Genomic DNA, 20,415 nt, shown 5'->3' with positions numbered 1-20,415 from the left:
GGCGGCACCCGCCCTCACCATCCCTCAGGCGCCAGTGCGAGCACGACCGCCGGCGGCTGCCGCAGCGCGTGGCGCACGGTGCACCGGGCGCCGACGGACAGCACGGCCGCGTGGCGCTGTGCGGGCAGCGCGGGCGGAGGCGTGAGCATGATGCGGAGGGAGCCGATGCGGGCGGGCAGGTCGATCGCCATCACGAACTCTGCCGATCGCCATCACGAACTCGGGAGAGTGAGTGCGATGTCCGTGCCGCTACCACCTCGCGCTCACCGGGCCGCCGAACCATGCCCGGCGTCGCCATGAACGCGATCAGGCCCAGTGTGTCCGACAAGAGGTCACAACTTGCGCAGCCAGTCGCCGGCCACGCCGTACAGGGCCTGATCGGCCGGCTGGAGCCGGGTGTCGTCGAGCCGGTCGACCACGCCGACGACTCCGCCCACCCGCCCTGTCGTGCGCAGTGCGATGGATTTCTCGCTGCGGCGGTCCAGCTCCCCGGCGAGGGTCACGACACCGTTGCGGACGGAGACGTCGATGTTCTGCGGAGCCAGCCACAGGGTGTTGAGGAGCACCTCCTGCTCCACGGTCCGGCGGATCTCCTCGTCGCCGCGCAGGAAGACCTCCAGGAGATCGCGGCGGGTCACGATGCCGACGAGCCGGTCCTCCCGTCCACCACGGGCAGCCGTTCGACGCGGCGACGGGCCATGAGCCGGGCGGCCTCGGGAACGGTGTCGTCGACCCGCACGGTCACGGCGGGCGCCGACACGAGTCCACCAGCGGTCCGGGCACGGCTCTTGGCAAGGGACCTGCGGACACCGCGCCGCAGCCGGCCGAGCCACGAGTGGGCCTGCGTGCCCAGGGCCTGCCGGGGCATCAGGTCCGTCTCCGAGATCACCCCGAGGACCCTGTCGTCCTCGTCGACGACCGGCACCCCGCTGATGCGGTGCTCGCCCAGCACACGGGCGACTTGCTTGAACGGGGTGGCGCGGTCGACGGTGACGACGTCGCCGACCATCACAGAGCCGGTCTTCGTGACTTTCATGGTGTGTCCTCCTTCACTGCCTCGTTTGCAGCGTCCGGCCGGAGCCCGATCCGGCCCAGGGGCTGAGCGGGCAGGTCAGCGGGCCGAGTTGCCTGGTGAGCGGTCTCGCTCAGCGCGTCCCACTCGGGGGCCGAACGGCCCCTGGCAGAGACCGGTCACCGGCGGGACGGTGAGGGTGGAGGCTTGCGCCGCACATCCGTGCGGTCCGACGAAAGGTGGTGGGGACGATGGAGCTGCCCCTGGTCGTGGGTGTCGACGGATCGGACTCCAGCCTGGTCGCGCTCGACTGGACGGTGGACGAAGCGGCCCGGCAGGGCCTGCCGTTGCGGCTGGTGTACGCCTCCCTGTGGGAGCGTTACGAGGACGTCGTGCCGTCCGCGGATCTGGACCGCCCGTCCGAGCAGGTGATGGCGGAGAACATCGTGGGGACTGGCCTGGAGCGGGTCCAGCGACGCAATCCCGAGGTCAAGGTGTCCGCGGACGTGGTTCCCGCGGAAGCGCTGGACGCGCTGTTGCGTGCGGGCCACGACGCCTGCGCGCTGGTGACGGGTTCGCGTGGACGCGGCGAACTGAAGGGCCTGCTGCTCGGCTCTGTCGGGCTGGCCGTGGCGGCCCGGGCGCACTGCCCGGTGATCGTGGTCAGGGGCGACATGGCCGGTGTGGAGGGAGCGCACGAACGGATCCTGCTCGGCGCGGGCGAGCCCGAGTCCGGCGCTGAAGCCGTGCGGTTCGCCTTCCGTGAGGCCGAGGCCCGCGGCGGCGTCCTCGACGTCGTACGCGCATGGCGCTGCCCCGCCTACGAGAGCGCCGACGAGCCCCGGCCGGCCGAGGACGTGGCGCATCTCCACGAGGAGCGGGCGTCGGCGCGGCTCGACGGCCTGCTGCACGACGCGGTGGCCGACCATCCCGGAGTCCAGGTGCGCCGTCACACGGTGGAGGGGCCGGCCCGCAAGGTGTTGCTCAACCGCTCCGCCGCCGCGGACCTGGTGATCGTGGGAGCCCGCCGCCGCACCGGTCACTTCGGCCTGCAACTGGGCCGCGTGGGCCACACACTCCTGCACCACGCGCACTGCCCGGTGGCGATCGTGCCCCAGCAGGTGTGACCCGGCGTCGCCCCCGAGACCGACCCGACGCCCCAATCCGTTGTTGCGGGCCCCGAGCGGTGCTTGGCGCCGACGAAGGGCACACGCACGCCACCCGCCCCTGGCGGCCCCGTGCCGAGCCACCCGGACGACGCCGCCCCTACTGGGCGCACGCTTCCCTGGGGCCGGAAGGCCCTCGGACAGCCCCGGGCGGCCCATACCGTCCGACCGCGCCGGACGCGAAGCTGGCCATGAGAGGCAGTCCGAGTAGCGGTGAGGTGTACGTCATGCTCGCGCCGGTGATCGCAGTGGTGGACGGGTCCGCCGAAAGCCTCGCCGCGGCCGAATGGGCCATGCGTGAGGCGGAGCGCCGCGGCCGGCGCCTGCGGCTGGTGCACGCCTGGGAGCGGGGCCCGCGTCCCGGCACAGAGGCGTCCGCGGGCGCGGTGCAACGCCACCTCGCGCGCCGCGTACTGCGACAGGCGGAGGACCGCGTCCGCGCGGCGAACCCCGGCACACGCCTCGACGACGAACAGGTACCCGGCCCCGCCACCGAGGTGCTGCTGCAGGCGGCCGCACAGGCGGACCTGGTGGTAATGGGCTCGCGCGGCCTGAGCGGTTTCACGGGCTTCCTCGTGGGATCCGTGGCGTGGGGCGTGATCGCGAAGGCCGAATGCCCCGTGGTGCTGGTCCGGGCCGGAGAAGAGGCCACGGACGAGCACCTGCCCGCGGCGGACGGCAGCGCTTCCCTTCGCACCGGACATCGCGACGTGGTCGTGGGTGTCGATGTCGCCGACCCGAGTGACGAGACGATCGCGTTCGCCTTCGAGGAGGCCCGGCTGCGCGGCGCCCGGCTGCGCGGCGCCCGACTGCGTGCGGTGTACGCCCGGCAGCCCGGCGGACGGCTCGGTCCGCAACCGCACGAGACCACCGCTGACACCCCGCGCGAACTCCTCGGCGACCTGCTGAGGCCGTGGCGGGAGAAGTACCCCGAGGTCGAGGTCCTGGCGACCGTTGCCACCGGCCGGGCACAGTCGGTACTGCTGCGCGCCGCGTCCGGCGCCTCCCTCCTCGTCGTCGGTCACCGGCTCGCCGACCGGCCTGTGGGACCCCGAACCGGTCCCGTCACCCACGCCGTCGTCCACCACGTCGACTGTCCCGTCGCCGTGGTCCCGCACCCCTGAGGACACGACAGAGAGGGAGTGACCGCCGTGTACTGGAACCACCACGACATGACCGGCTGGGACTGGTTCGCCATGTCGGTCGGCACGGTCCTCTTCTGGGCCCTGCTCATCACCGTCGCCGTGCTGCTGTACCGATCCCTGACCCATACTCCGCAACAGCCGCGCACCCACGTCCCACCGTCCCCCGAGCAACTGCTCGCCGAGCGCTTCGCCCGGGGCGAGATCGACGAGGACGAGTACTGGCGCCGCCTGTCCGTACTGCGCTCCGACGACGTCGGTCTCACCAAACCCTGAGGGGAGGTGTGCCGCATGCAGACGCCTCCACTCGACGAGAGGGCCGTCACGGCGCTGGTCACGGCCGCGACGGCCGCTCCCTCGCTGCACAACGCCCAGCCGTGGCACTTCCGTTGGCACTCCACCGGACGCATCCTCGAACTGCGTGCCGACCTCGGCCGCGCGATGCCCCGCACCGACCCCGACCACCGTGCCCTGCACCTCGGCTGCGGAGCGGCCCTGTTCAACCTCCGAGTCGCCGCGGCGCACCGGGGCCTGGACACCCACTCCCGGCTGCTTCCCGATCCGTCCGACCCGTACCTGCTGGCCGCGGTCCGGATCGGCGAGACCGGCCCGCTCGACCGCGAGGCGTCCGCGCTGTTCCCGGCGATCGAGCGGCGCCACACCAGTCGTCACCCCTTCGCGGACCGGCCGATACCCGCGAACGTCGAGAAGACGCTGCGGGACGCCGCCGCGCAGGAGGGCGCGCAGCTCCTCTTCCCTCGTGCTTGGCACCTGGAGGCCCTGCTCGACCACGTACGTGACGCCGAAGGTCGCGACACTCTGGAGCCCGAGCGCCTCGACGACATACAGCGGTGGACGCACCGGGGCTTGCTGGCCGGCGACGGGATCCCGGAACAGGCCTTCGGACCGCGTATGCGCTCCGGGCGGGCCCCGGTCCGGGACTTCGCCGGCCGTCGGCATGTGACCGGCCGACCCGCGGCCGCCTTCGAGACCACCCCCAACCTCGCACTCCTGGGCACCGGACACGACCACCCCGCCGACTGGCTGCGGGCAGGGCAGGCGCTTGAGCGTGTCCTGCTGCTGGCCACACGGTACGGACTGGCCACAGGCCTCAGTTCGCATGCCCTGGAAGAGCGCGACCTGCGCGAGCTGGCCCGGGATCCCGCGTCCGCCATGGGGTTCGTGCACATGGTTCTGCGCCTCGGCTACGGCACCCCCGGCACCAAGTCGCCCCGCCGACCCGTGACCGAGGTGCTTGACCTGCTCTGAGCCGTGGAGTGGGCCGACCGGCCGTCCCGGACCAGGACCAATGGCCCGGGCCGGGGACCTGTGGCCGCTCACCAGGGTGGACATGGCGGAGAAGGATCGCTGCAGGAGGGAAGAAACCGCAGCTTCGAGTACTTCGAACACAAGGAGCACAGCCATGTCCGGGTCGGCGAGGGGCGGGGCAACGGCCGCTCCCAGGGCTCAACTCGGCCCGTCGGCCGCGTCCGCGCTGGTCGTCTGCACCGGCGCCGTCGCCGCGCCGCCGGCGCTCACCGGCAACCCTGACGTCAGATTCATGCACTGCCTGGACGCGCTGAAGGTCACCGACGCCGTCTTCTCGTCCCGCGCCTCGATCGTCATCGATCAGGCGGAGAACCGGCTGCACACCGTCAAGGCCGTTCTCGTCGCCACCCTGGAGGACTGAACCATGCGCATCGTCGTCGCTCTCGGCGGCAACGCACTGCTCCGCCGTGGCGAACACCCGGACGCGGAGGTTCAGATCGCCAACATCGACCGGGTGGCGACGGCGATCGCCGCCCTCGCCATCGACCACGAGGTCGTCCTCACCCACGGCAACGGCCCCCAGATCGGCCTGCTCGCCGTGGAGAGCGCCACCGACCCGGCCCTCAAGGCCCCCTACCCGCTCGACCTCCTGGGCGCGCAGACCCAGGGCATGATCGGTTCCCTTCTGCTGCGCGCCTTGTACGACACCCTGCCCGGACACCGCATCGCGGCGCTGGTCACCCACACCGTGGTCCGGGCGGACGACCCGGCATTTATGCGGCCGACGAAGTTCGTCGGTCAGGTGTGGCCGCAGGAGGCGGCCGACCGCCTTGCCCGCAAGTACGGCTGGCGGATCGCCGAGGACACCGCCGGCTGGAGGCGCGTGGTCGCTTCACCGTTGCCCGAGCGGGTCGTGGAGACGGACACGATCCACGAACTCCTGACCGGCGGGACGCTCGTGATCTGCGCCGGCGGCGGCGGCATCCCCGTGATCGCGGACGCCGACACCGGCTCTCTCACCGGTACGGAAGCCGTCGTCGACAAGGACCTCACGGCCGCCCTGCTCGCCGAGGACCTCAAGGCCGATTTCCTCCTCGTCCTCACCGACGTACCCAACGTCTACGCCCACTACGGCACCCCGCGTCAGCAACCGCTCCACGACGCCACCCCCACGACCCTGCGCCACGGACACTTCGCGGCCGGTTCCATGAGGCCCAAGACCGAGGCCGCCGCCCGGTTCGTCGAACGCACGGGTGGCCTGGCCGTGATCGGAGCCCTGGACGCCGCCTACGAGATGCTCCACGGCCGCGCGGGCACGTTGGTCCGCCCGGACCTCCCGGTCGCCGGATGAGCGGACCGGGTGCGGTCACATCGGTCACCATCAGCTCGTCGTAACGGTGCGGCAGTTCGGCTTCCATGCGCTCGAGTACCTCACCTCCGCAGCGCTGTTTGCGGCAGCAGCAGGGCGGGCAGCCACCGGCCCACGGCCGCACGGGACGCCCACCACTCCGCACCTCCGGTGCTCGGTGCGACGCAAGGGCGTCGCGCATCCGCCTCCACCTCAAGGCTCGCTGTCCCCCGGCCGTGGGTGAGGGCCGGACGGTGCGCTCCTCGGGCCCATACGGCCCACTGCGGCGCCGCGCAGTCAAGCGGAGGCTGGAGCCGTGGACCTCGGACGGGGCCGTAGGGCCGGCGGTCAACGCCCGGCCCCGACCCTGGCCGCTCGGTGCTGTCTCCGTCCCGTGGGGACGGAGACAGCCGGACATGGGGAAGGGGAGGGCTGTCATGAGTGGTCCTGTCGTTGTGGGAGTCGACGGTTCGTCGAGCCTGGCCGCCGTGGAAGCCGCGGCGAGGGAGGCTGAGCGGTTGGGCACGGGGCTCAGGCTGGCCCACGCCTTCACCTGGTCGTCGGCGTACATCCCGCCAGGAGCGTCGCCCTGGGACCGGGACGGGGCCGCGGCGCGCGCGAGGCTCACGGGCCCCCTGCACGAGGCTCAACGGGTGGCCCGGCGTATCGCCCCCGGGGTGACCGTCACGCAGGACGTCCTGATCGGCGAGCCGTCGGCCGTACTGGAATCCGAGTCGCGCACGGCATCGCTCACTGTGGTGGGCGGGGGCCCGGCGGCCGGTGCGGGAGGCCGGCTTCGGGCCTCCGTGGCTGGACAGTTGGCAGCCCGCAGTCGTGGCCCGCTGCTCGTGATACGGGGCAGGCCCGGACCGGACGGCCCCGTGGTGCTGGGGGACGACACGTCGCGCGAGGCTGCCGAGTTCGCCTTCTCGGAGGCCACCCGACGCCGCACCGACCTGGTCGTCGTGCACCCGCGCACCAGGACCGCACGTGCCCTGTCCGCGCTGCGGAAGAAGTATCCCGACATCGTCGTCCACGAGCGTCGGTCGGGGGTTTGGACCGGGCACGCCCTCGTCGAGGCGAGCGCCACCGCACAACTCGTGGTGATCGGGGCCCGGCACGGGGTCGCTGACACCCTGCGGGTCTCCGCGGCCCGGATCCTCGTCGATCACGCACACTGCCCCATCGCGTTCATCCCGCACCGCAAGGCTTGACCGTCGACGGCCTGACCGCCGCGGAGGCCGAGCGGACTCGTCAGGGGCGGACACCCGGGACGCTCACCGGTTGACCCCGGCGCAGGTGGAAGCAGGCCTTGGTGTCGACCCGGGCGCCGGCCTGGGTTCGAGAGAGGCCGCCGAACGCGTCGCCGTCCATGGCCCGAACCAGCTCACCGAACCTGCCCGGCGTCCGGAATGGCTGAAGTTCCTGGACCAGTTCCGCAACTGGAGCGGCGTGCCGGGCGCAGCTTGGAAGCGCTGCGTCGGAGGCTGGTGCCGAGCGCCCGGATTCGCCGTGACGGTGTGGAGCAGATGACGGAGGCGGACACCCTGGTGCCCGGGCCCGTGGTCCTGCTGATGGCAGGCGACCGGGTCGCGGCCGACGGTCGGCTGATCGTCCTCTTCGTGCAGATCGCCGCCGTCCATCTGCCATGGGGCCGCACGGTGTTCGGCACCAAGGGCTCGACCCGCTCCAGTGGGCCCTGTGCCTGGGCCTGACGGCCACGGTGCTTCTGGTCGAGCTGGTCCTGCGCGAGCCGAAACGGCTCGTCCGCCGATGACGGGCCCGGTGAGTCAGCCCGTCGTGGGTGGGGGCGTTCGAGGTGGGTGGCGAGGACGGCGGCCTGGACGCGGCGCTGTACTCCGAGTTTGGCCAGGAGGCGGGAGATGTGGTTCTTGACGGTTTCCTCGGAGATGTAGAGCTGTGTGCCGATCTCGCGGTGGGTGAGGCCGTGGCCGATGAGGGCGAGGATCCAATAGGGCGTCCTCGTGGTCGAACGAGGTGAGCATCAGTACCGCCAGTTCCGGCACGCGGCTGCGGAGTTCGCGGCAGACGGTGATGCCGTCGCTGTCGGGCAGGCGGACGTCGAGGGTGGCGACGTGGGGGCGTACGGCGGGGGCTAGTGCGCGTGCGTGGTCGGCGTCGGCGGCGTCGCCGGCCACGCTGATGTCGTCCTCGGCGTCCAGCAGGTCCCTCACACCCCGGCGGACGACCTCGTGGTCGTCGAGGAGGAAGACCCGGATCGGGTCCTGCGCGGTGAGGTGCGTGCCTCGCTCATCCCGACTCCCTCGCTCCCCGTCACCTGCCGTCTGCGGACGGCCACGGGGACGATGGTCACCTGCCGGGACCGAACACACCAGGGTCGATCGGTCCCTTTGGGAGAGAACCACGATCGAAGTTCAGGCCTTCACGGTGTCACCCCTGCGGCCGGGCCCGACAGGTCCTGTGGAAGGGGCCGTTCAGCCCACCGGGTCCCGACCTTCGGCCTGCGGCGCCGCTGCCGCGCGGCGAGCAGATTGGGCAGTGCAAGGAACCAGCGAACGGCAACGACTCCCGGAAGGATCACGACCATGGCTGTCCACGATCATCCGCACCGACACGCAGGGTTCCGGTTCCCGTCGCTGCGGCGGACGGGAACGGCTGACGCAGCCGCTACCGCGACGGCGACCAGCGCGTACGTGTTCGCCGGACTGCGGCTGCTGACCGGGTTCGTCTTCCTGTGGGCGTTCCTGGACAAGACCTTCGGCTTCGGCTACGCGACCCAGTCCGGCAAGGGCTGGATCGACGGCGGCTCGCCGACCAAGGGCTTTCTGAGCGGCGTGGCCGCCGGTCCGATGGAGTCCACGTTCCACGCCTGGGCGGGGGACACCTGGGCGGACTGGCTGTTCATGCTCGGTCTGCTGGGTGTCGGTCTGGCGCTCGTCGCCGGGATCGGCCTGCGGCTCGCAGCTGTCGCCGGCACCGCCATGATGGCGCTCATGTGGATCGCGGAGTGGCCGCCGGCCAAGCACCTGTCGGACGGCTCGCCGAGCATGTCGACGAACCCGTTCGTGGACTACCACGTGATCTACGCCGTCGTCCTCATCGCCCTGGCGGCCGCGGGCGCCGGCGCGGTCTGGGGGCTGGGCAAGGTGTGGGCACGCCTGCCCTTCGTCAGCCGCAATCACTGGCTCCAGTGACCCCGCAACGGCACGGCGGGCCCCGATCGGGGCCCGCCGCGTCACGCTCGCCGGGGCCGGTCGGCCACGTTCGGGGACCTGCGGCCCCTGCCTCACCGGGTCCGCCCGCACCACGCTGGAGTCAGACATCCAGATCAGGAGGCGGAATCATGGTCCGCACTGTTGTCGCAGGTCTCGACGGCTCCGCCGAGAGCCGCGCGGCCGCCGAGTGGGCGGCCCGCGAAGCCGCCTCGCGCAACCTGCCGCTGAAGCTGCTCCACGTCTCGGAGCCCGTCCCCGAACCGACCGCGCAGGCCCCGCTTCTGGGTGGTGAGACCCTGCAGTACTGGAGCGAGACGATCCCGCGGACCGCGGCGGACGCCATCCGGCTGCGGCACCCGGGCCTCGAAGTCGACCTGCACGACGTGGCCGGCCGCCCGGCCGACATCCTGACGGAGGCTGCCAAGGACGCCGAACTGCTGGTCCTCGGCTCGGGCCGGCTGAGCGGGATCAGCGGATTCCTGCTCGGATCCGTCGGCCTGGCGGTCGTGGCCCATGCCGAGCAGCCGGTCGTCCTGGTCCGCGCCGGGGAGCGGGCCGCCGACGAGCACGAGCCGGACCCCGTCGGCGTCCCGTCGGCCGGTACCCCGTTCCGACCCGTCGTGCTCGGCCTCGACGTCGACGACCCCGACGATTGGGTGATCGAGTTCGCCTTCGACGAAGCCGCCCGGCGCGAGACCGCGCTACGGGTCGTGTCCGGTTGGAACCTGCCGCCCTACTACGTCTACGGCCTCTCCCTCGACCCGCAGTTCCACGACGAGGTCGCCCGCCGGAAGGCCACCGAGCTGAGCGAGGTCTTGCGTCCCTGGCGGCAGAAGTACCCGTCGGTGGAGGTCGTCGAGGTGTCCCGTCCCGACAGCCCCGGCCGCCAACTGGTCGACGCGTCCCGTGAGGCCTCCTTGGTCGTCGTGGGCCGCCGGGTCCGCCGCAGGTCCCTCGGCGCCCACATCGGACCCGTCACCCACGCGGTCCTGCACCACTCCACCGTCCCGGTCGCCGTGCTTCCGCACCACTGACCCGATCAGGGAGGGCCTCGCCCCGGCCCCGGGCCGGCCGCGACGCGCGGCCACCGAGGGCCGACCGGCCCTCACCTCACCGCCGGTCAGCCCATGGGCCCCGGCCCCGTTCCGCTGGACGCTCGAAGTGCACAGAGACCTGGAGGAGAACCGCGATGAAGAACGACACGCTCAGCGGACCCCGGACCCATGCCCTGCTCGCGGACGGCACCACCGTGCGCATCCGCCCCGTGAAGGCGGACGACCACGACCAACTGCAGGGCCTGTACGAGGAGATGTCCGCGGAGAACCTGCGCCTGAGGTTCTTCGCGGCGAGCCGACGCTCCGCCGAGATGGCCGCCGACCGCGCCTGCGCCCCACCGCGCGCCGGATACCGCGCCCTGCTGGCCGAGCGGTCGGGACAGGTGATCGGTCTGGCCGAGTACGACATCGGCGAATCCGGCACCGAGGCCGAGATCTCCATCGCGGTCGCCGACGGACTGCACCACCGGGGCGTGGGCACCCTCCTGGTCGAGCACCTGGTGTCCGCGGCCCGCACGGACGGCGTCACCTCCTTCACCGCCGACGCCCTGAGCGAGAACCAGGAAGTTCTGCGCCTGTTCGCCGACCTCGGTCTGCGCACGGCCCGCCGCTTCGAAGGACCGGAAGTGCGCTGCACCATCGCGCTCGACGAGGACGACACCTATCTGACGGCCGTCGAGGAACGCGGGCGGGCCGCCGACGTCGAGAGCCTGCGCCCCCTGCTGCGGCCGGCCGCGGTCGCCGTGGTCGGCGCCGGCCGCAAGCCGGGCTCCGTGGGCCGCGCCATCCTGCACCAGCTGAAGGCCGGCGGCTACACCGGCCGGCTGTGGGCGGTGAACCCCGCGGCGACCTCCATCCTCGGCGTACCCTCGCACTCGAGCGTCAGCGCCCTGCCCCGGACCCCCGACCTCGTGGTGGTCGCCGTACCCGCGGCGGCGGTTCCCGCGACCGCCGAGGAGTGCGGCAAGGCAGGCGTACGCGCGCTGCTCGTCGTCACCGCCGGGCTGGACGCGGAGCAGGCGCAGGCCCTGCTGGCCGCCTGCCGCACGTACGGAATGCGCATGGTCGGACCCAACTGCCTGGGCATCACGAACACCGACCCGCAGCTCGGCCTCGACGCGACCTTCGCCGCGAACCACCCCCGCCCCGGCACCGCCGGAGTGGCCGTGCAGTCCGGCGGAGTCGGCATCGCCCTGCTCGACGGACTGTCCCGGCTGGGCATCGGCGTGTCCTCGTTCGTCTCGCTCGGTGACAAGTACGACGTCAGCGGCAACGACATGCTCCAGTGGTGGGAGAGCGACGCACACACCGACCTCGCCCTGCTGCACCTCGAGTCGTTCGGCAACCCGCGCGCCTTCTCCCGCACTGCTCGCCGGGTGACCCGGCACATGCCGGTGCTCACCGTGGACGCCGGGCGCACCGACGCCGGGCGTCGCGCCGCCGCCTCGCACACGGCAGCGGCAGCCACCCGCACGATGACCCGCCAGGCCCTGTTCACCCAGGCCGGCGTCACCGCCGCCCGTTCGGTGGGCGAACTCCTGGAGACCGCCGCGCTGTTGCACTCCCAACCCCTTCCCGCCGGATCGCGGGTGGCGATCGTCACCAACGCCGGCGGCGCGGGTGTGCTCAGCGCCGACGCCTGCGCGGAAGCAGGACTCACCCTGCCGACGCCCACCCCGCAACTCGTCGACGACCTGCTCGCCGTGCTGCCCGACGGCGCCGCGATCGGCAACCCGGTGGACGCCACCGCCGCCGTCACGGAGGAACAACTGGGCGACTGCGTGGACCGGATCATGCGGCACCCGGGCGTCGACGCCGTCCTGGTGGCCCTCGTTCCCACCGCGGTCGCGGCCGCCACAGGGGACGACCTCGTCAAGGCGGTCACCGCGAGGCCGGGGCACCGACCGAAGCCGGTCGTCGTCGTACGCCTCGAACAGGCCCTGCCCGTGGAGCTGTTGCCCCGCACCGGCGGCGGCACCGTGCCCGCGTACGCCGAACCCCAGGCCGCGGCGCGGGCGCTGGCCCACGCCGCCCGCCGTGCAGCCTGGCTCGCCCGCCCCGCCGGTACCGTCCCCGACCTCGACGGCATCGACACCGCCCGTGCCCACGCCTGCGTCGAGACCTACCTCGAGGCCCACCCCGACGGAGGCTGGCTCGACCCGCACACCTGTGCCGCGCTCTTGGACTGCTACGGCATTCCACAGCTGCCCTGGGCCTGGGCCACGACGGAGGACGAGGCCGTCCTGGCCGCCGACCGGATGCGCGGAGCCGACGGCCGGGTGGTCATGAAGGGCCACTGGCCCGGTCTGCTCCACAAGAGCGCGCAGCACGCCGTCCACCTCGACCTGCGCGGCGACAGCCAGGTCCGCGCCGCCTTCCGCGACCTGGAGACGCGGTTCGCCGGACTGCTCACCGGGGTGGTGGTCCAGCCGCTCGCGGACCGCGGCACCGAACTGTTCTCCGGTGTCGTCCAGGACCAGGTCTTCGGACCGCTCGTCCTGTTCGGTCTCGGCGGCACCGCCACCGAGATCCTCGCCGACCACGCCGCACGTCTGGCTCCGCTCACCGATCACGACGTGCACGACCTGATCACGTCCCCGCGCTGTGCTCCCCTTCTCTTCGGTGCGGCCGGCGGCGGGCCCGTGGACCTCCCCGGCCTCGAACAGCTGCTGCACCGCCTCTCCCGTATGGCGAGCGACCTTGCCCAGCTCGCCGAGGCGGACTTCAACCCCGTACTCGCCGCGCCGGGCGGAGTGACCGTCCTCGACGCGCGCGTCCGCCTGCTGCCGCGTCGCCGGCAGGACCCCTACCTTCGCCGGCTCCGTTGAGGAGGAGACAGCCATGAAGCACAGCAAAGTGGGCTCCGTCATGACGACGGAGGTCGTCCGCGCCACGTACGGCACCACGTTCAAGGAAGTGGCCCGTCTGCTCCGCGAACACCGCATCAGCGGACTGCCGGTTCTCGACGAGGACGACAAGGTCATCGGGGTCATCTCCGAAACCGACCTGATGACCCGTCAAGCCCGGCTGCCCGACCCGTACGAGCCCAAGAGGCGCTTCCAGCTGGCCGGCCTGACACCCGCCGCGCGCCGGCAGGCGGCGAAGGCCCGGGCGCGCACCGCCGGCCAGTTGATGAGCGAACCGCCCGTCACGGTCCGGGCCGACAACACGATCGTCGAGGCGGCCCGCACCATGGCCAAGAACCGTGTGGAGCGACTGCCCGTCCTGGACGAGGAGGGCCGGCTGGTCGGCATCGTCACCCGGCGCGACCTGCTCCAGGTGTTCCTGCGGCCGGACGCGGAGATCCGCAGGGAAGTGATCGACGAGGTACTCGTGCGGGCACTGTGGCTGGCGCCGCGCAGCGTGGACGTCTCGGTCACCGACGGCGTGGTCACCCTGGCCGGCCAGATGGAACGCAAGAGCGAAACCGAGATCGCGGTCGCCATGACGGTCCGGGTCGACGGAGTGGTCGCCGTCGTCGACAAGCTCACCTACCGGATCGACGACGCCCGGATCGAGCCCGACGAGCAGGCGCTGCACGGTGTGGCCGACGACTGGCTGCACCGGACCTGACCCGAGAGGAGGCGGACCCGCCATGACCACCGATGTGTTGGTCGCCTACGGCACCAAGAACGGATCCACCGCGCAGATCGCCGAGGCCGTGGCCGAGGTGCTGAACAAGGAGGGACTCACGGCCCGGGCGCGTCCGGCCGCATCCGTCGAGGACCTCGGCGACTGCGACGCCGTCGTGGTCGGAGGCGCCCTGTACGCCGGCCGCTGGCACAAGGACGCCCGCCGCTTCCTGCGTCGGCACCGCCACGCCCTGGCCGAACGCCCCCTGTGGCTGTTCAGCAGCGGCCCGCTCGACGCCTCGGCCGCCGAGCGCGACATCCCGCCCGTTCCCGCGGTACGGCGGGCCATTACCCGGCTCGACGCCCGCGGGCACGTCACTTTCGGCGGCTGCCTGGAGGAGGGCGCGAAGGGCCGGATCGCGGGCATGATCCTGCGCAGCGGTAAGGGCGGCGACTTCCGCGACTTCACCGCGATCGAGCAGTGGGCGGCACAGGTCGCCCAGGAACTGGCCGGTGCCCGGCAGAGTTGACCGTGCGACGACGCGGATGCATGGACGATCCCCGGCGCACGCGGCCGGCGCCGGGGCCTCCCCGCCCCGCGAGCCGCACTCGATGCTCGCCGGCCGACGGCGCGGTTCTCCTGCGACACCTCCGGCACAGCGCTTGCCGCGCACGGTCCCAGGGCCACGAAGTCCCTGGCCGATGGCCCCAACGCCAGGTGTTTGCCGAAGGGCCGCTCCCGCCGGGCCACGCCACCGGGGCCGAGAGCGCACGCCTCACGAAGGGCGGTACCCACGATGACCGTCACGGGCGGGAAACCCGGTCGCGCGGCGCTTCACCTCGCTCGCGCAGCCTCCTTCGCCCCCTCGCCGCACAACAGCCAGCCCTGGTTCTTCGTCGAGGAGGGCCATGACAGGGCCTTCGAGGTGCACGCGGACGCCGGGCGCCGGATGCCCCTGACCGATCCGGGCGGGCGGGAGATGGTCATCGCCTGTGGGGCCGCCCTCTTCAACGTCCGGACGGCCGTACATCAGCTGGGCTTCCGCCCGGTCGTGGACGTGCTGCCCGAGCTCGCGGACCAGGATTTCCTGGCCCGGGTCGGTTTCGGGGCCCATGCCGCGCCCACCGGCGACGAGGAGTCCCTGGCGCGGGCACTGCCCTTGCGGCACACGCACCGGGGGCCGTTCGGGCCCGAGCCGGTGACGGAGGCACTGCTCGCGGACCTGCGCGACCAGGCACGGGCGGAGGGAGCGATCCTCCAGGTGCTCGACGTCCCGGAGAAGGCGGCGCTGCTCGCCCGGCTGGTGGACACCGCCGAGCGGTCGGACCGGGCGGACCTGTGGCGCGCCGTCGAGCTGGCGCACCGGGTGGGGCCGACCGGCGTACCGGTCACGGCGTGCCGCGCCCACCCCGACCTCACTCTCCTGGCCGGCCGTGACTACCTCGGGCTGTCCCGCCGGTACACCGTTCCGGAACGCCGGCGCGGCGCCGGAACGGGCATCGTCGCCGTCCTGTGCACGCCCTACGACCAACGCGCCGACTGGCTGATCGCGGGGCAGGCGCTTCAGCGCGTCCTGCTGTGCGCGGCCGGGCACGGCGTCATGGCGGCCTTCCACACCCAGCCCCTCGAACGGCCCGATCTGCGCGAGAAGGTGCACCGACGGGTGACGGTGGGCCGCCATCCGCAGATGGTGTTGCGTCTGGGCCGCCCTCCGTATGTCCGCTCGACGCTGCGGCGCCCGCTCAGCCAGGTGCTCACCCACGGCCCGGTTCCGCTCCGACGATGACCGGGATCATCGGACACGTCAGCAGATACGGGGGAGTTGCTCGCCCAACGGCATGTCCACGATCCGCCGGGCACCGACGAGGGTGCGCAGGGTCACCCGTCCGGACGGGCCCTCGGGCAGCACCTCGCCGATGCGTACGGACCCGGAGCCCTCCGGCAGCGACCGCATCACGGTGAGCGCCTCCTCGGCGGCCGCCGGCTCCATGAAGGCGACCAGACAGCCCTCGTTGGCGACGACCAGCGGGTCCAGACCCAGAAGGTCGCAGGCGGCGGCGACCGGTCCGGGCACGGGCACGGCGCTCTCCTCGATCTCCACGGCCACGGCCGAGTCGCGGGCGATCTCGTTCAGGGCGGCGGCGAGGCCGCCCCTGGTGGGGTCGCGCAGCACGTGCACCGCCGCACCGAGCGGCGCCAGCGCGCGCACCAGCCGGTGCAGCGGCCGGCTGTCGGAGGCGATGTCCCCCTCGAAGCCGAGGCCTTCGCGGGTGCTGAGCACGGTCGTGCCGTGCAGTCCGATCGGACCGGACAGCAGGACCGCGTCCCCTGGCCGGGCCAGCGCGGCGGACGGGTGCAGGGAGCCGTGCCGCTGCCCGACCCCCGTGGTGTTGACGAACAGCCGGTCCGCCGCACCCCGCCCCACGACCTTGGTGTCCCCGGTGACGACCGGTACCCCGACGCTCTGCGCGGCCTTGCCCAACGAGCGCATCACAGAACGGAGTTCGGCCACCGGCAGGCCCTCCTCGATGATGAGGGAGACCGACAGGGCGACGGGCCAGGCGCCCCGCATGGCGAGGTCGTTGACCGTGCCGTGCACGGCCAGCGAGCCGATGTCGCCGCCGGGGAAGAACAGCGGACTGACGACGAAGCTGTCGGTGCTGATCACCAGCTCCCGGTACCCGGGCAGCAGCGCCGCGTCCTCCATGGGCCCCGGCTCACCGTCCAGGGCCGGCAGCACGATCTCGTCGAGCAGCTCCGCCGTGAGCCGGCCACCGGCTCCGTGGCCCAGCAGCACGACCTCGTCCTCGTGGTTCGGGGTGGGGCATTCGACGCTCATGTCGCACTCCTGGTACGTCCGGCCGCGAAGAACGCGGCGCAGGTGCCCTCGGACGACACCATCGGTGCACCGAGCGGATGACGGGGCGTGCAGCGGGTGCCGTACGCGGTGCAGTCGGTGGGCAGCTTCGCCCCGGTGAGGATGGCGCCGGCCACGCACTCCGGGTCCTCGACCGGACACAGCCCGGCCACGTCGAAGCGTCGGGATGCGTCGAACCGGGCGTAGTCGTGGTTGAGTTCCAGGCCGCTCGCGGGCAGTGCGCCGATCCCTCGCCAGGACCGGTCGGTCACCCGGAAGACCTCGCGGACCGCGTCCTGGGCAGCGGTGTTGCCCGACCGGCGCACGGCCCGTACGTACTGGTTCTCCACCTCGTGCCGGCCCGCCTCCAACTGCCGTACGGCCATCAGGATGCCCTCCAGCAGGTCCAGCGGCTCGAATCCGGTGACCACGATCGGCACCCGGTAGCGGTCGGCGATCGGCTCGTACTCGCGCCAGCCCATCACCGCGCACACATGCCCGGCCGCCAGGAACGCCTGCACCTCGCAGTCCGGGTCGTCGAGCAGCGCGGTCATCGCGGGCGGCACCAGGACATGGCTGACGAGCATCGAGAAGTTGGCCAGGCCCAGGCGGGCGGCGTGCAGCACGGCCATGGCGTTGGCCGGGGCCGTCGTCTCGAACCCGACCGCGAGGAAGACCACTTCGCGGTCGGGGTGCTCGGCGGCCAGGCGTACGGCGTCCATCGGGGCGTACACCACCCGCACGTCCGCGCCCCGCGCCCGCAGGGACAGCAGGTCGGTGTCGGTGCCGGGGACGCGCAGCATGTCGCCGAAGCTGGTGAAGATCACACCGGGGCGGGCGGCGACGGCCATGGCCCGGTCCAGGGTCTCCAGCGGTGTGACGCAGACCGGGCAGCCGGGGCCGTGGATCATGCGCATACCGGCGGGCAGCAGCTCGTCGATGCCCTGGCGGACCAGGGTGTGGGTCTGCCCGCCGCACACCTCCATGATCCGCCAGGGGTGCACGGCGACCTGCCGCAGCTCGTCCAGCAGGCGCCGGGCGAGCACGGGGTCCCGGTACTCGTCGAGGTACTTCATCGGTGGGTCAGGTCCATCCGGATGTCGACGACCCCCTCGACCGCCCGGACCGCGCGGGCCACCACTGGCACCAGGGTTCGTTCGGGAAGGGAGCCGTGGAGGGTCACCACGCCCTCGGCCACGGTCACGGTCAGGGCGCCGGTGGTGACCGGGAGCCGGGACAGTACGGAGTGCCGGATCTCCTCGGCGATCTCCTCGTCCCCGCGCAGGAAGACCTTGAGCAGATCACCGCGGCTGACCACGCCCTGGAGGATGCCCACGCCGTCCACGACGGGCAGCCGCTTGACGCGCCGCCGGGCCATGATCCGGGCGGCCTCGGCGAGCGAGGCGTCCGCGTGCACGGTCACGGCCGGGGTGCTCATCAGCTCACCCGCGGTGACACCCTCGGCCTTGGCCCGCTGCGCCAGATCCCCCTCGTCGGTGTCGCGGAACTCCTCCTTGGGCAGCAGGTCGGCCTCGGAGACCACTCCGATCACCCGGCCCTCGCCTTCCAGGACGGGAAGGGCGCTGACCTTCCACTGGTCGATGAGTTCGACGATCTCCTTGAAGGGCGCGTCGCGCCCGACGGCGATGACGGTGTGGGTCATCACGTCGCTCACGGTGTACGGGGATTCAGGCATGGGAGCCTCCCGGGGTGGTGCGGACGACCGTCAGGTCGAGGAAGTGGGTGGAGCAGGAGATGCACGGGTCGTGGTTGCGGATGGCCCGCTCGCACAGAGCCGTCAACTCCTCGTCTTTCGGGTCGTGTTCGGCCAGGGCCCGCTGGGCGAGCCGGAGCAGGTCGTGCTCGATCGCGCCCTGGTTCTGGGCGGTGGGCGGTATCAGCAGCGCGTCGGTCACCGTCCCGTCCTCGGCCAGTGCGTAGCGGTGGTAGAGGAGCCCGCGGGGCGCCTCGGTGGCGCCGTGCCCGACGCCTGCGTGCGGCGGCACTTCGACGAAGGAGTGCTTGGGAGGCTCGTACGCCTCGACGATGCGCAGCGCCTCACCGACGGCGTACACGATCTCCACGGCCCGCACCAGGATGGACCGGTAGGGGTTGCGGCACACGGCGCCTTCGCGCGGGTCACCCAGTCCGGCCTCGATCGCGGCCTGGATCGCGACCGGCGACAGCCGCCTGCCGCCGACGGCGAACCGGGCGAGGGAACCGGTCAGGTGCAGGTGCCCGTCGAGCCGGGAGTGCAGCGCGGTGGAGTGCGGGACATGGCTCTCGCGGACCCGCTCGGTGAAGTCCCGCACCGGGAAGGAGCCCCAGGTTCCGTCGGCACGCAGCACGGTGGGAACACCGGTCTCTATCGCGTACGTGTCCGGGCGGGCGAGCGCGAGCAGGGCGGCGTCGGTGTGCGCGTCGGGGAACTCGAACCCGGACACCCAGCGCACGGTGGCCCAGGCATCGTCGAGTGCCCGCTTCAACTCCTCGGACAGGGAGTGGAGTTCGCCGCCCGTCGGGGCTCGGTGGAAGCCGCCGAGACGCACGTTGACGGGATGGATGGCCCGCCCCCCGAGCACCTCCATCAACGAGTTGCCGGCCTTCTTCAGCCGCAGCCCCCGCTCGACCTCGGCCCGGTGCGTGCGCGCCAGCTCGATCGCGCTCGCCCGGCCCAGGAAATCCGGGGCGTGCAGCAGGTAGATGTGCAGGGCCTGGCTCTCGATCCACTCCCCGCAGTACAACAGCCGCCGCAGGTCACGGATCACGGGGTCGACGCTCACCCCGCAGGCGTCCTCGATCGCCGCGCAGGCGCTCATCTGGTACGCCACCGGGCAGATCCCGCACACCCGCGCGGTGATGTCCGGAGGCTCCGTGTAGGAGCGGCCGCGCAGGAACGCCTCGAAGAAGCGCGGCGGTTCGTAGATCTCCAGGTGCGCCTCGGTGACGGTGCGGCCCTCGACGCGCAGGCGCAGCGCGCCTTCGCCCTCGACCCGGGACAGTGAGCCGACATGCAGGACACGGGATCCGCGGTGCGTCACGACGTCCTCAACTCCTGGTCGAAAGCGGCGGCGTTGAAGGTGTGCAGGAAGCGCTCCACGGCGTCGTCGTCGAGACCGTCGCGGCGCAGCAGGGGGATGAGCGCGGGCAGGTTGACGGACCCGGACGGCCCGAAGCAGCCGAAGCAGCCGCGTCCGTACGCGGGGCACAGCGCTCCGCATCCGGCGTGCGTGACCGGTCCGAGGCAGGGTGTGCCGTGCGCGACGGTGACGCACACCGTGCCGCGCTGCTTGCACTCGAAGCACACGCTGTGGTTCGGCACGTCGGGCTTGCGTCCGGCGAGGAACGCCGTGATCACTTCGAGCAGCTGACGCCGGTCGACCGGGCAGCCGCGCAGCTCGAAGTCGACGTCCACGTGTGCGGAGACGGGGGTGGAGGTGGCGAGCGTGGAGAGGTACTCGGGGTGTGCGTAGACCACGCGCCGGAACTCCTCCACGTCCGCGAAGTTCCTCAGGGCCTGGATGCCGCCCGCCGTCGCGCAGGCGCCGATCGTCACCAGGTGACGGGAGGCGGCCCGGATCGCACGGATGCGCTCGGCGTCCTGGGGCGTGGTGATCGAGCCCTCGACGAGGGTCAGGTCGTAGGGTCCGGGCTCCACCGCGCTGGACGCCTCCAGGAAGTGGGCGATGCGCACCCCGCCCGCCAGCGACAGGAGTTCGTCCTCGCAGTCCAGCAGGGTGAGCTGGCAGCCGTCGCAGGAGGCCAGTTTGAACACGGCGAGGGTCGGGGCGCTCAT

The 20,415-nt window shown here is 72.4% G+C and carries 20 protein-coding genes and 3 pseudogenes; 15 read left to right on the top strand and 8 right to left on the bottom strand.

Annotated features, from left to right (window positions below; all coding sequences use genetic code 11):
• Nucleotides 1-14 precede the first annotated feature (14 nt).
• Complete coding sequence (locus tag ACFULQ_RS25115) at nt 15-191, bottom strand: hypothetical protein (RefSeq protein ID WP_383547363.1); 177 nt, start codon at nt 189-191, stop codon at nt 15-17.
• 141 nt (nt 192-332) lie between these two features.
• A pseudogene (locus ACFULQ_RS25110) lies at nt 333-1,036 on the bottom strand (CBS domain-containing protein).
• 227 nt (nt 1,037-1,263) lie between these two features.
• Between ACFULQ_RS25110 and ACFULQ_RS25105 the strand changes: the two are divergent.
• The 9 genes and pseudogenes from ACFULQ_RS25105 to ACFULQ_RS25065 all read left to right on the top strand — a co-directional run bounded on the left by ACFULQ_RS25105 (nt 1,264) and on the right by ACFULQ_RS25065 (nt 7,652).
• Nucleotides 1,264-2,139 (top strand): universal stress protein, encoded by an 876-nt coding sequence (locus tag ACFULQ_RS25105; protein WP_383547362.1) that lies wholly within the window; start codon nt 1,264-1,266, stop codon nt 2,137-2,139.
• 266 nt (nt 2,140-2,405) lie between these two features.
• Nucleotides 2,406-3,302, top strand: a complete 897-nt coding sequence (locus ACFULQ_RS25100; protein ID WP_383547360.1) for a universal stress protein — start codon at nt 2,406-2,408, stop codon at nt 3,300-3,302.
• Between the two features lie 18 nt (nt 3,303-3,320).
• Nucleotides 3,321-3,596: an SHOCT domain-containing protein gene (locus ACFULQ_RS25095; protein ID WP_383547358.1), complete on the top strand. Its 276-nt coding sequence runs from the start codon at nt 3,321-3,323 to the stop codon at nt 3,594-3,596.
• A 15-nt stretch (nt 3,597-3,611) separates the two neighbouring features.
• Nucleotides 3,612-4,589 (top strand): Acg family FMN-binding oxidoreductase, encoded by a 978-nt coding sequence (locus ACFULQ_RS25090; RefSeq protein WP_383547356.1) that lies wholly within the window; start codon nt 3,612-3,614, stop codon nt 4,587-4,589.
• 268 nt (nt 4,590-4,857) lie between these two features.
• Nucleotides 4,858-5,010: pseudogene (locus tag ACFULQ_RS25085) on the top strand (ornithine carbamoyltransferase, subunit I); the annotation flags it as partial.
• Nucleotides 5,011-5,013: 3 nt separating this feature from the next.
• Nucleotides 5,014-5,940, top strand: a complete 927-nt coding sequence (locus ACFULQ_RS25080) for a carbamate kinase (RefSeq protein WP_383547355.1) — start codon at nt 5,014-5,016, stop codon at nt 5,938-5,940.
• A 434-nt stretch (nt 5,941-6,374) separates the two neighbouring features.
• Entirely contained in the window at nt 6,375-7,151 is a 777-nt protein-coding gene (locus tag ACFULQ_RS25075) for a universal stress protein (RefSeq protein WP_383547353.1), read from the top strand.
• Between the two features lie 70 nt (nt 7,152-7,221).
• Nucleotides 7,222-7,470: a cation-transporting P-type ATPase gene (locus ACFULQ_RS25070; protein ID WP_383547352.1), complete on the top strand. Its 249-nt coding sequence runs from the start codon at nt 7,222-7,224 to the stop codon at nt 7,468-7,470.
• Nucleotides 7,467-7,652, top strand: coding sequence for a hypothetical protein (locus tag ACFULQ_RS25065; protein WP_383547350.1), 186 nt, complete (start codon nt 7,467-7,469; stop codon nt 7,650-7,652). Before ACFULQ_RS25070 ends, ACFULQ_RS25065 begins: the two co-directional genes overlap by 4 nt.
• Before the next feature lie 92 nt (nt 7,653-7,744).
• On the opposite strand, the pseudogene ACFULQ_RS25060 reads toward ACFULQ_RS25065, so the two are convergent.
• Nucleotides 7,745-8,212: pseudogene (locus ACFULQ_RS25060) on the bottom strand (response regulator transcription factor); the annotation flags it as partial.
• 292 nt (nt 8,213-8,504) lie between these two features.
• Here ACFULQ_RS25060 and ACFULQ_RS25055 point away from each other — a divergent pair.
• From ACFULQ_RS25055 to ACFULQ_RS25030, 6 genes are all read left to right on the top strand, one after another.
• Nucleotides 8,505-9,113, top strand: a complete 609-nt coding sequence (locus ACFULQ_RS25055) for a hypothetical protein (RefSeq protein WP_383547349.1) — start codon at nt 8,505-8,507, stop codon at nt 9,111-9,113.
• A 149-nt stretch (nt 9,114-9,262) separates the two neighbouring features.
• Complete coding sequence (locus tag ACFULQ_RS25050) at nt 9,263-10,168, top strand: universal stress protein (protein ID WP_383547347.1); 906 nt, start codon at nt 9,263-9,265, stop codon at nt 10,166-10,168.
• A 155-nt stretch (nt 10,169-10,323) separates the two neighbouring features.
• Nucleotides 10,324-13,017 (top strand): GNAT family N-acetyltransferase, encoded by a 2,694-nt coding sequence (locus tag ACFULQ_RS25045; protein ID WP_383547345.1) that lies wholly within the window; start codon nt 10,324-10,326, stop codon nt 13,015-13,017.
• A 13-nt stretch (nt 13,018-13,030) separates the two neighbouring features.
• A complete protein-coding gene (locus ACFULQ_RS25040) occupies nt 13,031-13,762 on the top strand; it encodes a CBS domain-containing protein (RefSeq protein WP_383547344.1) in 732 nt (243 codons plus the stop codon).
• Nucleotides 13,763-13,784: 22 nt separating this feature from the next.
• Nucleotides 13,785-14,291 carry a flavodoxin domain-containing protein gene (locus tag ACFULQ_RS25035; protein WP_383547342.1) on the top strand — a complete coding sequence of 169 codons (507 nt, stop codon included), beginning with the start codon at nt 13,785-13,787 and terminating at the stop codon, nt 14,289-14,291.
• Between the two features lie 267 nt (nt 14,292-14,558).
• Complete coding sequence (locus ACFULQ_RS25030; protein ID WP_383547341.1) at nt 14,559-15,548, top strand: Acg family FMN-binding oxidoreductase; 990 nt, start codon at nt 14,559-14,561, stop codon at nt 15,546-15,548.
• 18 nt (nt 15,549-15,566) lie between these two features.
• On the opposite strand, the gene hypE is transcribed toward ACFULQ_RS25030, so the two are convergent.
• The 5 genes from hypE to ACFULQ_RS25005 are packed head-to-tail and all read right to left on the bottom strand — an operon-like array spanning nt 15,567 to nt 20,415.
• Nucleotides 15,567-16,601, bottom strand: coding sequence for a hydrogenase expression/formation protein HypE (gene hypE, locus ACFULQ_RS25025; RefSeq protein ID WP_383547339.1), 1,035 nt, complete (start codon nt 16,599-16,601; stop codon nt 15,567-15,569).
• On the bottom strand, nt 16,598-17,695 hold the full coding sequence (gene hypD, locus ACFULQ_RS25020; RefSeq protein WP_383547337.1) for a hydrogenase formation protein HypD: 1,098 nt from the start codon (nt 17,693-17,695) through the stop codon (nt 16,598-16,600). Before hypD ends, hypE begins: the two co-directional genes overlap by 4 nt.
• Nucleotides 17,692-18,315: a CBS domain-containing protein gene (locus ACFULQ_RS25015; protein ID WP_383547336.1), complete on the bottom strand. Its 624-nt coding sequence runs from the start codon at nt 18,313-18,315 to the stop codon at nt 17,692-17,694. The genes hypD and ACFULQ_RS25015 overlap by 4 nt, the downstream gene beginning before the upstream one ends.
• Nucleotides 18,308-19,660 carry a Ni/Fe hydrogenase subunit alpha gene (locus tag ACFULQ_RS25010; RefSeq protein WP_383547334.1) on the bottom strand — a complete coding sequence of 451 codons (1,353 nt, stop codon included), beginning with the start codon at nt 19,658-19,660 and terminating at the stop codon, nt 18,308-18,310. The genes ACFULQ_RS25015 and ACFULQ_RS25010 overlap by 8 nt, the downstream gene beginning before the upstream one ends.
• On the bottom strand, nt 19,657-20,415 hold the full coding sequence (locus ACFULQ_RS25005; RefSeq protein ID WP_383547333.1) for an oxidoreductase: 759 nt from the start codon (nt 20,413-20,415) through the stop codon (nt 19,657-19,659). Before ACFULQ_RS25005 ends, ACFULQ_RS25010 begins: the two co-directional genes overlap by 4 nt.

The sequence above is a fragment of the Streptomyces sp. NPDC057253 genome (genome assembly GCF_042669125.1).
GTDB lineage: Bacteria > Actinomycetota > Actinomycetes > Streptomycetales > Streptomycetaceae > Streptomyces.
The sequence above is the reverse complement of the archived record's forward strand: the minus strand, read 5'-3'. Positions and strand labels throughout refer to the sequence as shown.

Bases quoted from the DNA above. Each gene is read 5' to 3' on its own strand.
- ACFULQ_RS25115 (WP_383547363.1), bottom strand. From the start codon at position 191: ATGGCGATCGACCTGCCCGCCCGCATCGGCTCCCTCCGCATCATGCTC.
- ACFULQ_RS25105 (WP_383547362.1), top strand. From the start codon at position 1,264: ATGGAGCTGCCCCTGGTCGTGGGTGTCGACGGATCGGACTCCAGCCTG.
- ACFULQ_RS25100 (WP_383547360.1), top strand. From the start codon at position 2,406: ATGCTCGCGCCGGTGATCGCAGTGGTGGACGGGTCCGCCGAAAGCCTC.
- ACFULQ_RS25090 (WP_383547356.1), top strand. From the start codon at position 3,612: ATGCAGACGCCTCCACTCGACGAGAGGGCCGTCACGGCGCTGGTCACG.
- ACFULQ_RS25080 (WP_383547355.1), top strand. From the start codon at position 5,014: ATGCGCATCGTCGTCGCTCTCGGCGGCAACGCACTGCTCCGCCGTGGC.
- ACFULQ_RS25075 (WP_383547353.1), top strand. From the start codon at position 6,375: ATGAGTGGTCCTGTCGTTGTGGGAGTCGACGGTTCGTCGAGCCTGGCC.
- ACFULQ_RS25065 (WP_383547350.1), top strand. From the start codon at position 7,467: ATGACGGAGGCGGACACCCTGGTGCCCGGGCCCGTGGTCCTGCTGATG.
- ACFULQ_RS25055 (WP_383547349.1), top strand. From the start codon at position 8,505: ATGGCTGTCCACGATCATCCGCACCGACACGCAGGGTTCCGGTTCCCG.
- ACFULQ_RS25050 (WP_383547347.1), top strand. From the start codon at position 9,263: ATGGTCCGCACTGTTGTCGCAGGTCTCGACGGCTCCGCCGAGAGCCGC.
- ACFULQ_RS25045 (WP_383547345.1), top strand. From the start codon at position 10,324: ATGAAGAACGACACGCTCAGCGGACCCCGGACCCATGCCCTGCTCGCG.
- ACFULQ_RS25040 (WP_383547344.1), top strand. From the start codon at position 13,031: ATGAAGCACAGCAAAGTGGGCTCCGTCATGACGACGGAGGTCGTCCGC.
- ACFULQ_RS25035 (WP_383547342.1), top strand. From the start codon at position 13,785: ATGACCACCGATGTGTTGGTCGCCTACGGCACCAAGAACGGATCCACC.
- ACFULQ_RS25030 (WP_383547341.1), top strand. From the start codon at position 14,559: ATGACCGTCACGGGCGGGAAACCCGGTCGCGCGGCGCTTCACCTCGCT.
- hypE (WP_383547339.1), bottom strand. From the start codon at position 16,601: ATGAGCGTCGAATGCCCCACCCCGAACCACGAGGACGAGGTCGTGCTG.
- hypD (WP_383547337.1), bottom strand. From the start codon at position 17,695: ATGAAGTACCTCGACGAGTACCGGGACCCCGTGCTCGCCCGGCGCCTG.
- ACFULQ_RS25015 (WP_383547336.1), bottom strand. From the start codon at position 18,315: ATGCCTGAATCCCCGTACACCGTGAGCGACGTGATGACCCACACCGTC.
- ACFULQ_RS25005 (WP_383547333.1), bottom strand. From the start codon at position 20,415: ATGAGCGCCCCGACCCTCGCCGTGTTCAAACTGGCCTCCTGCGACGGC.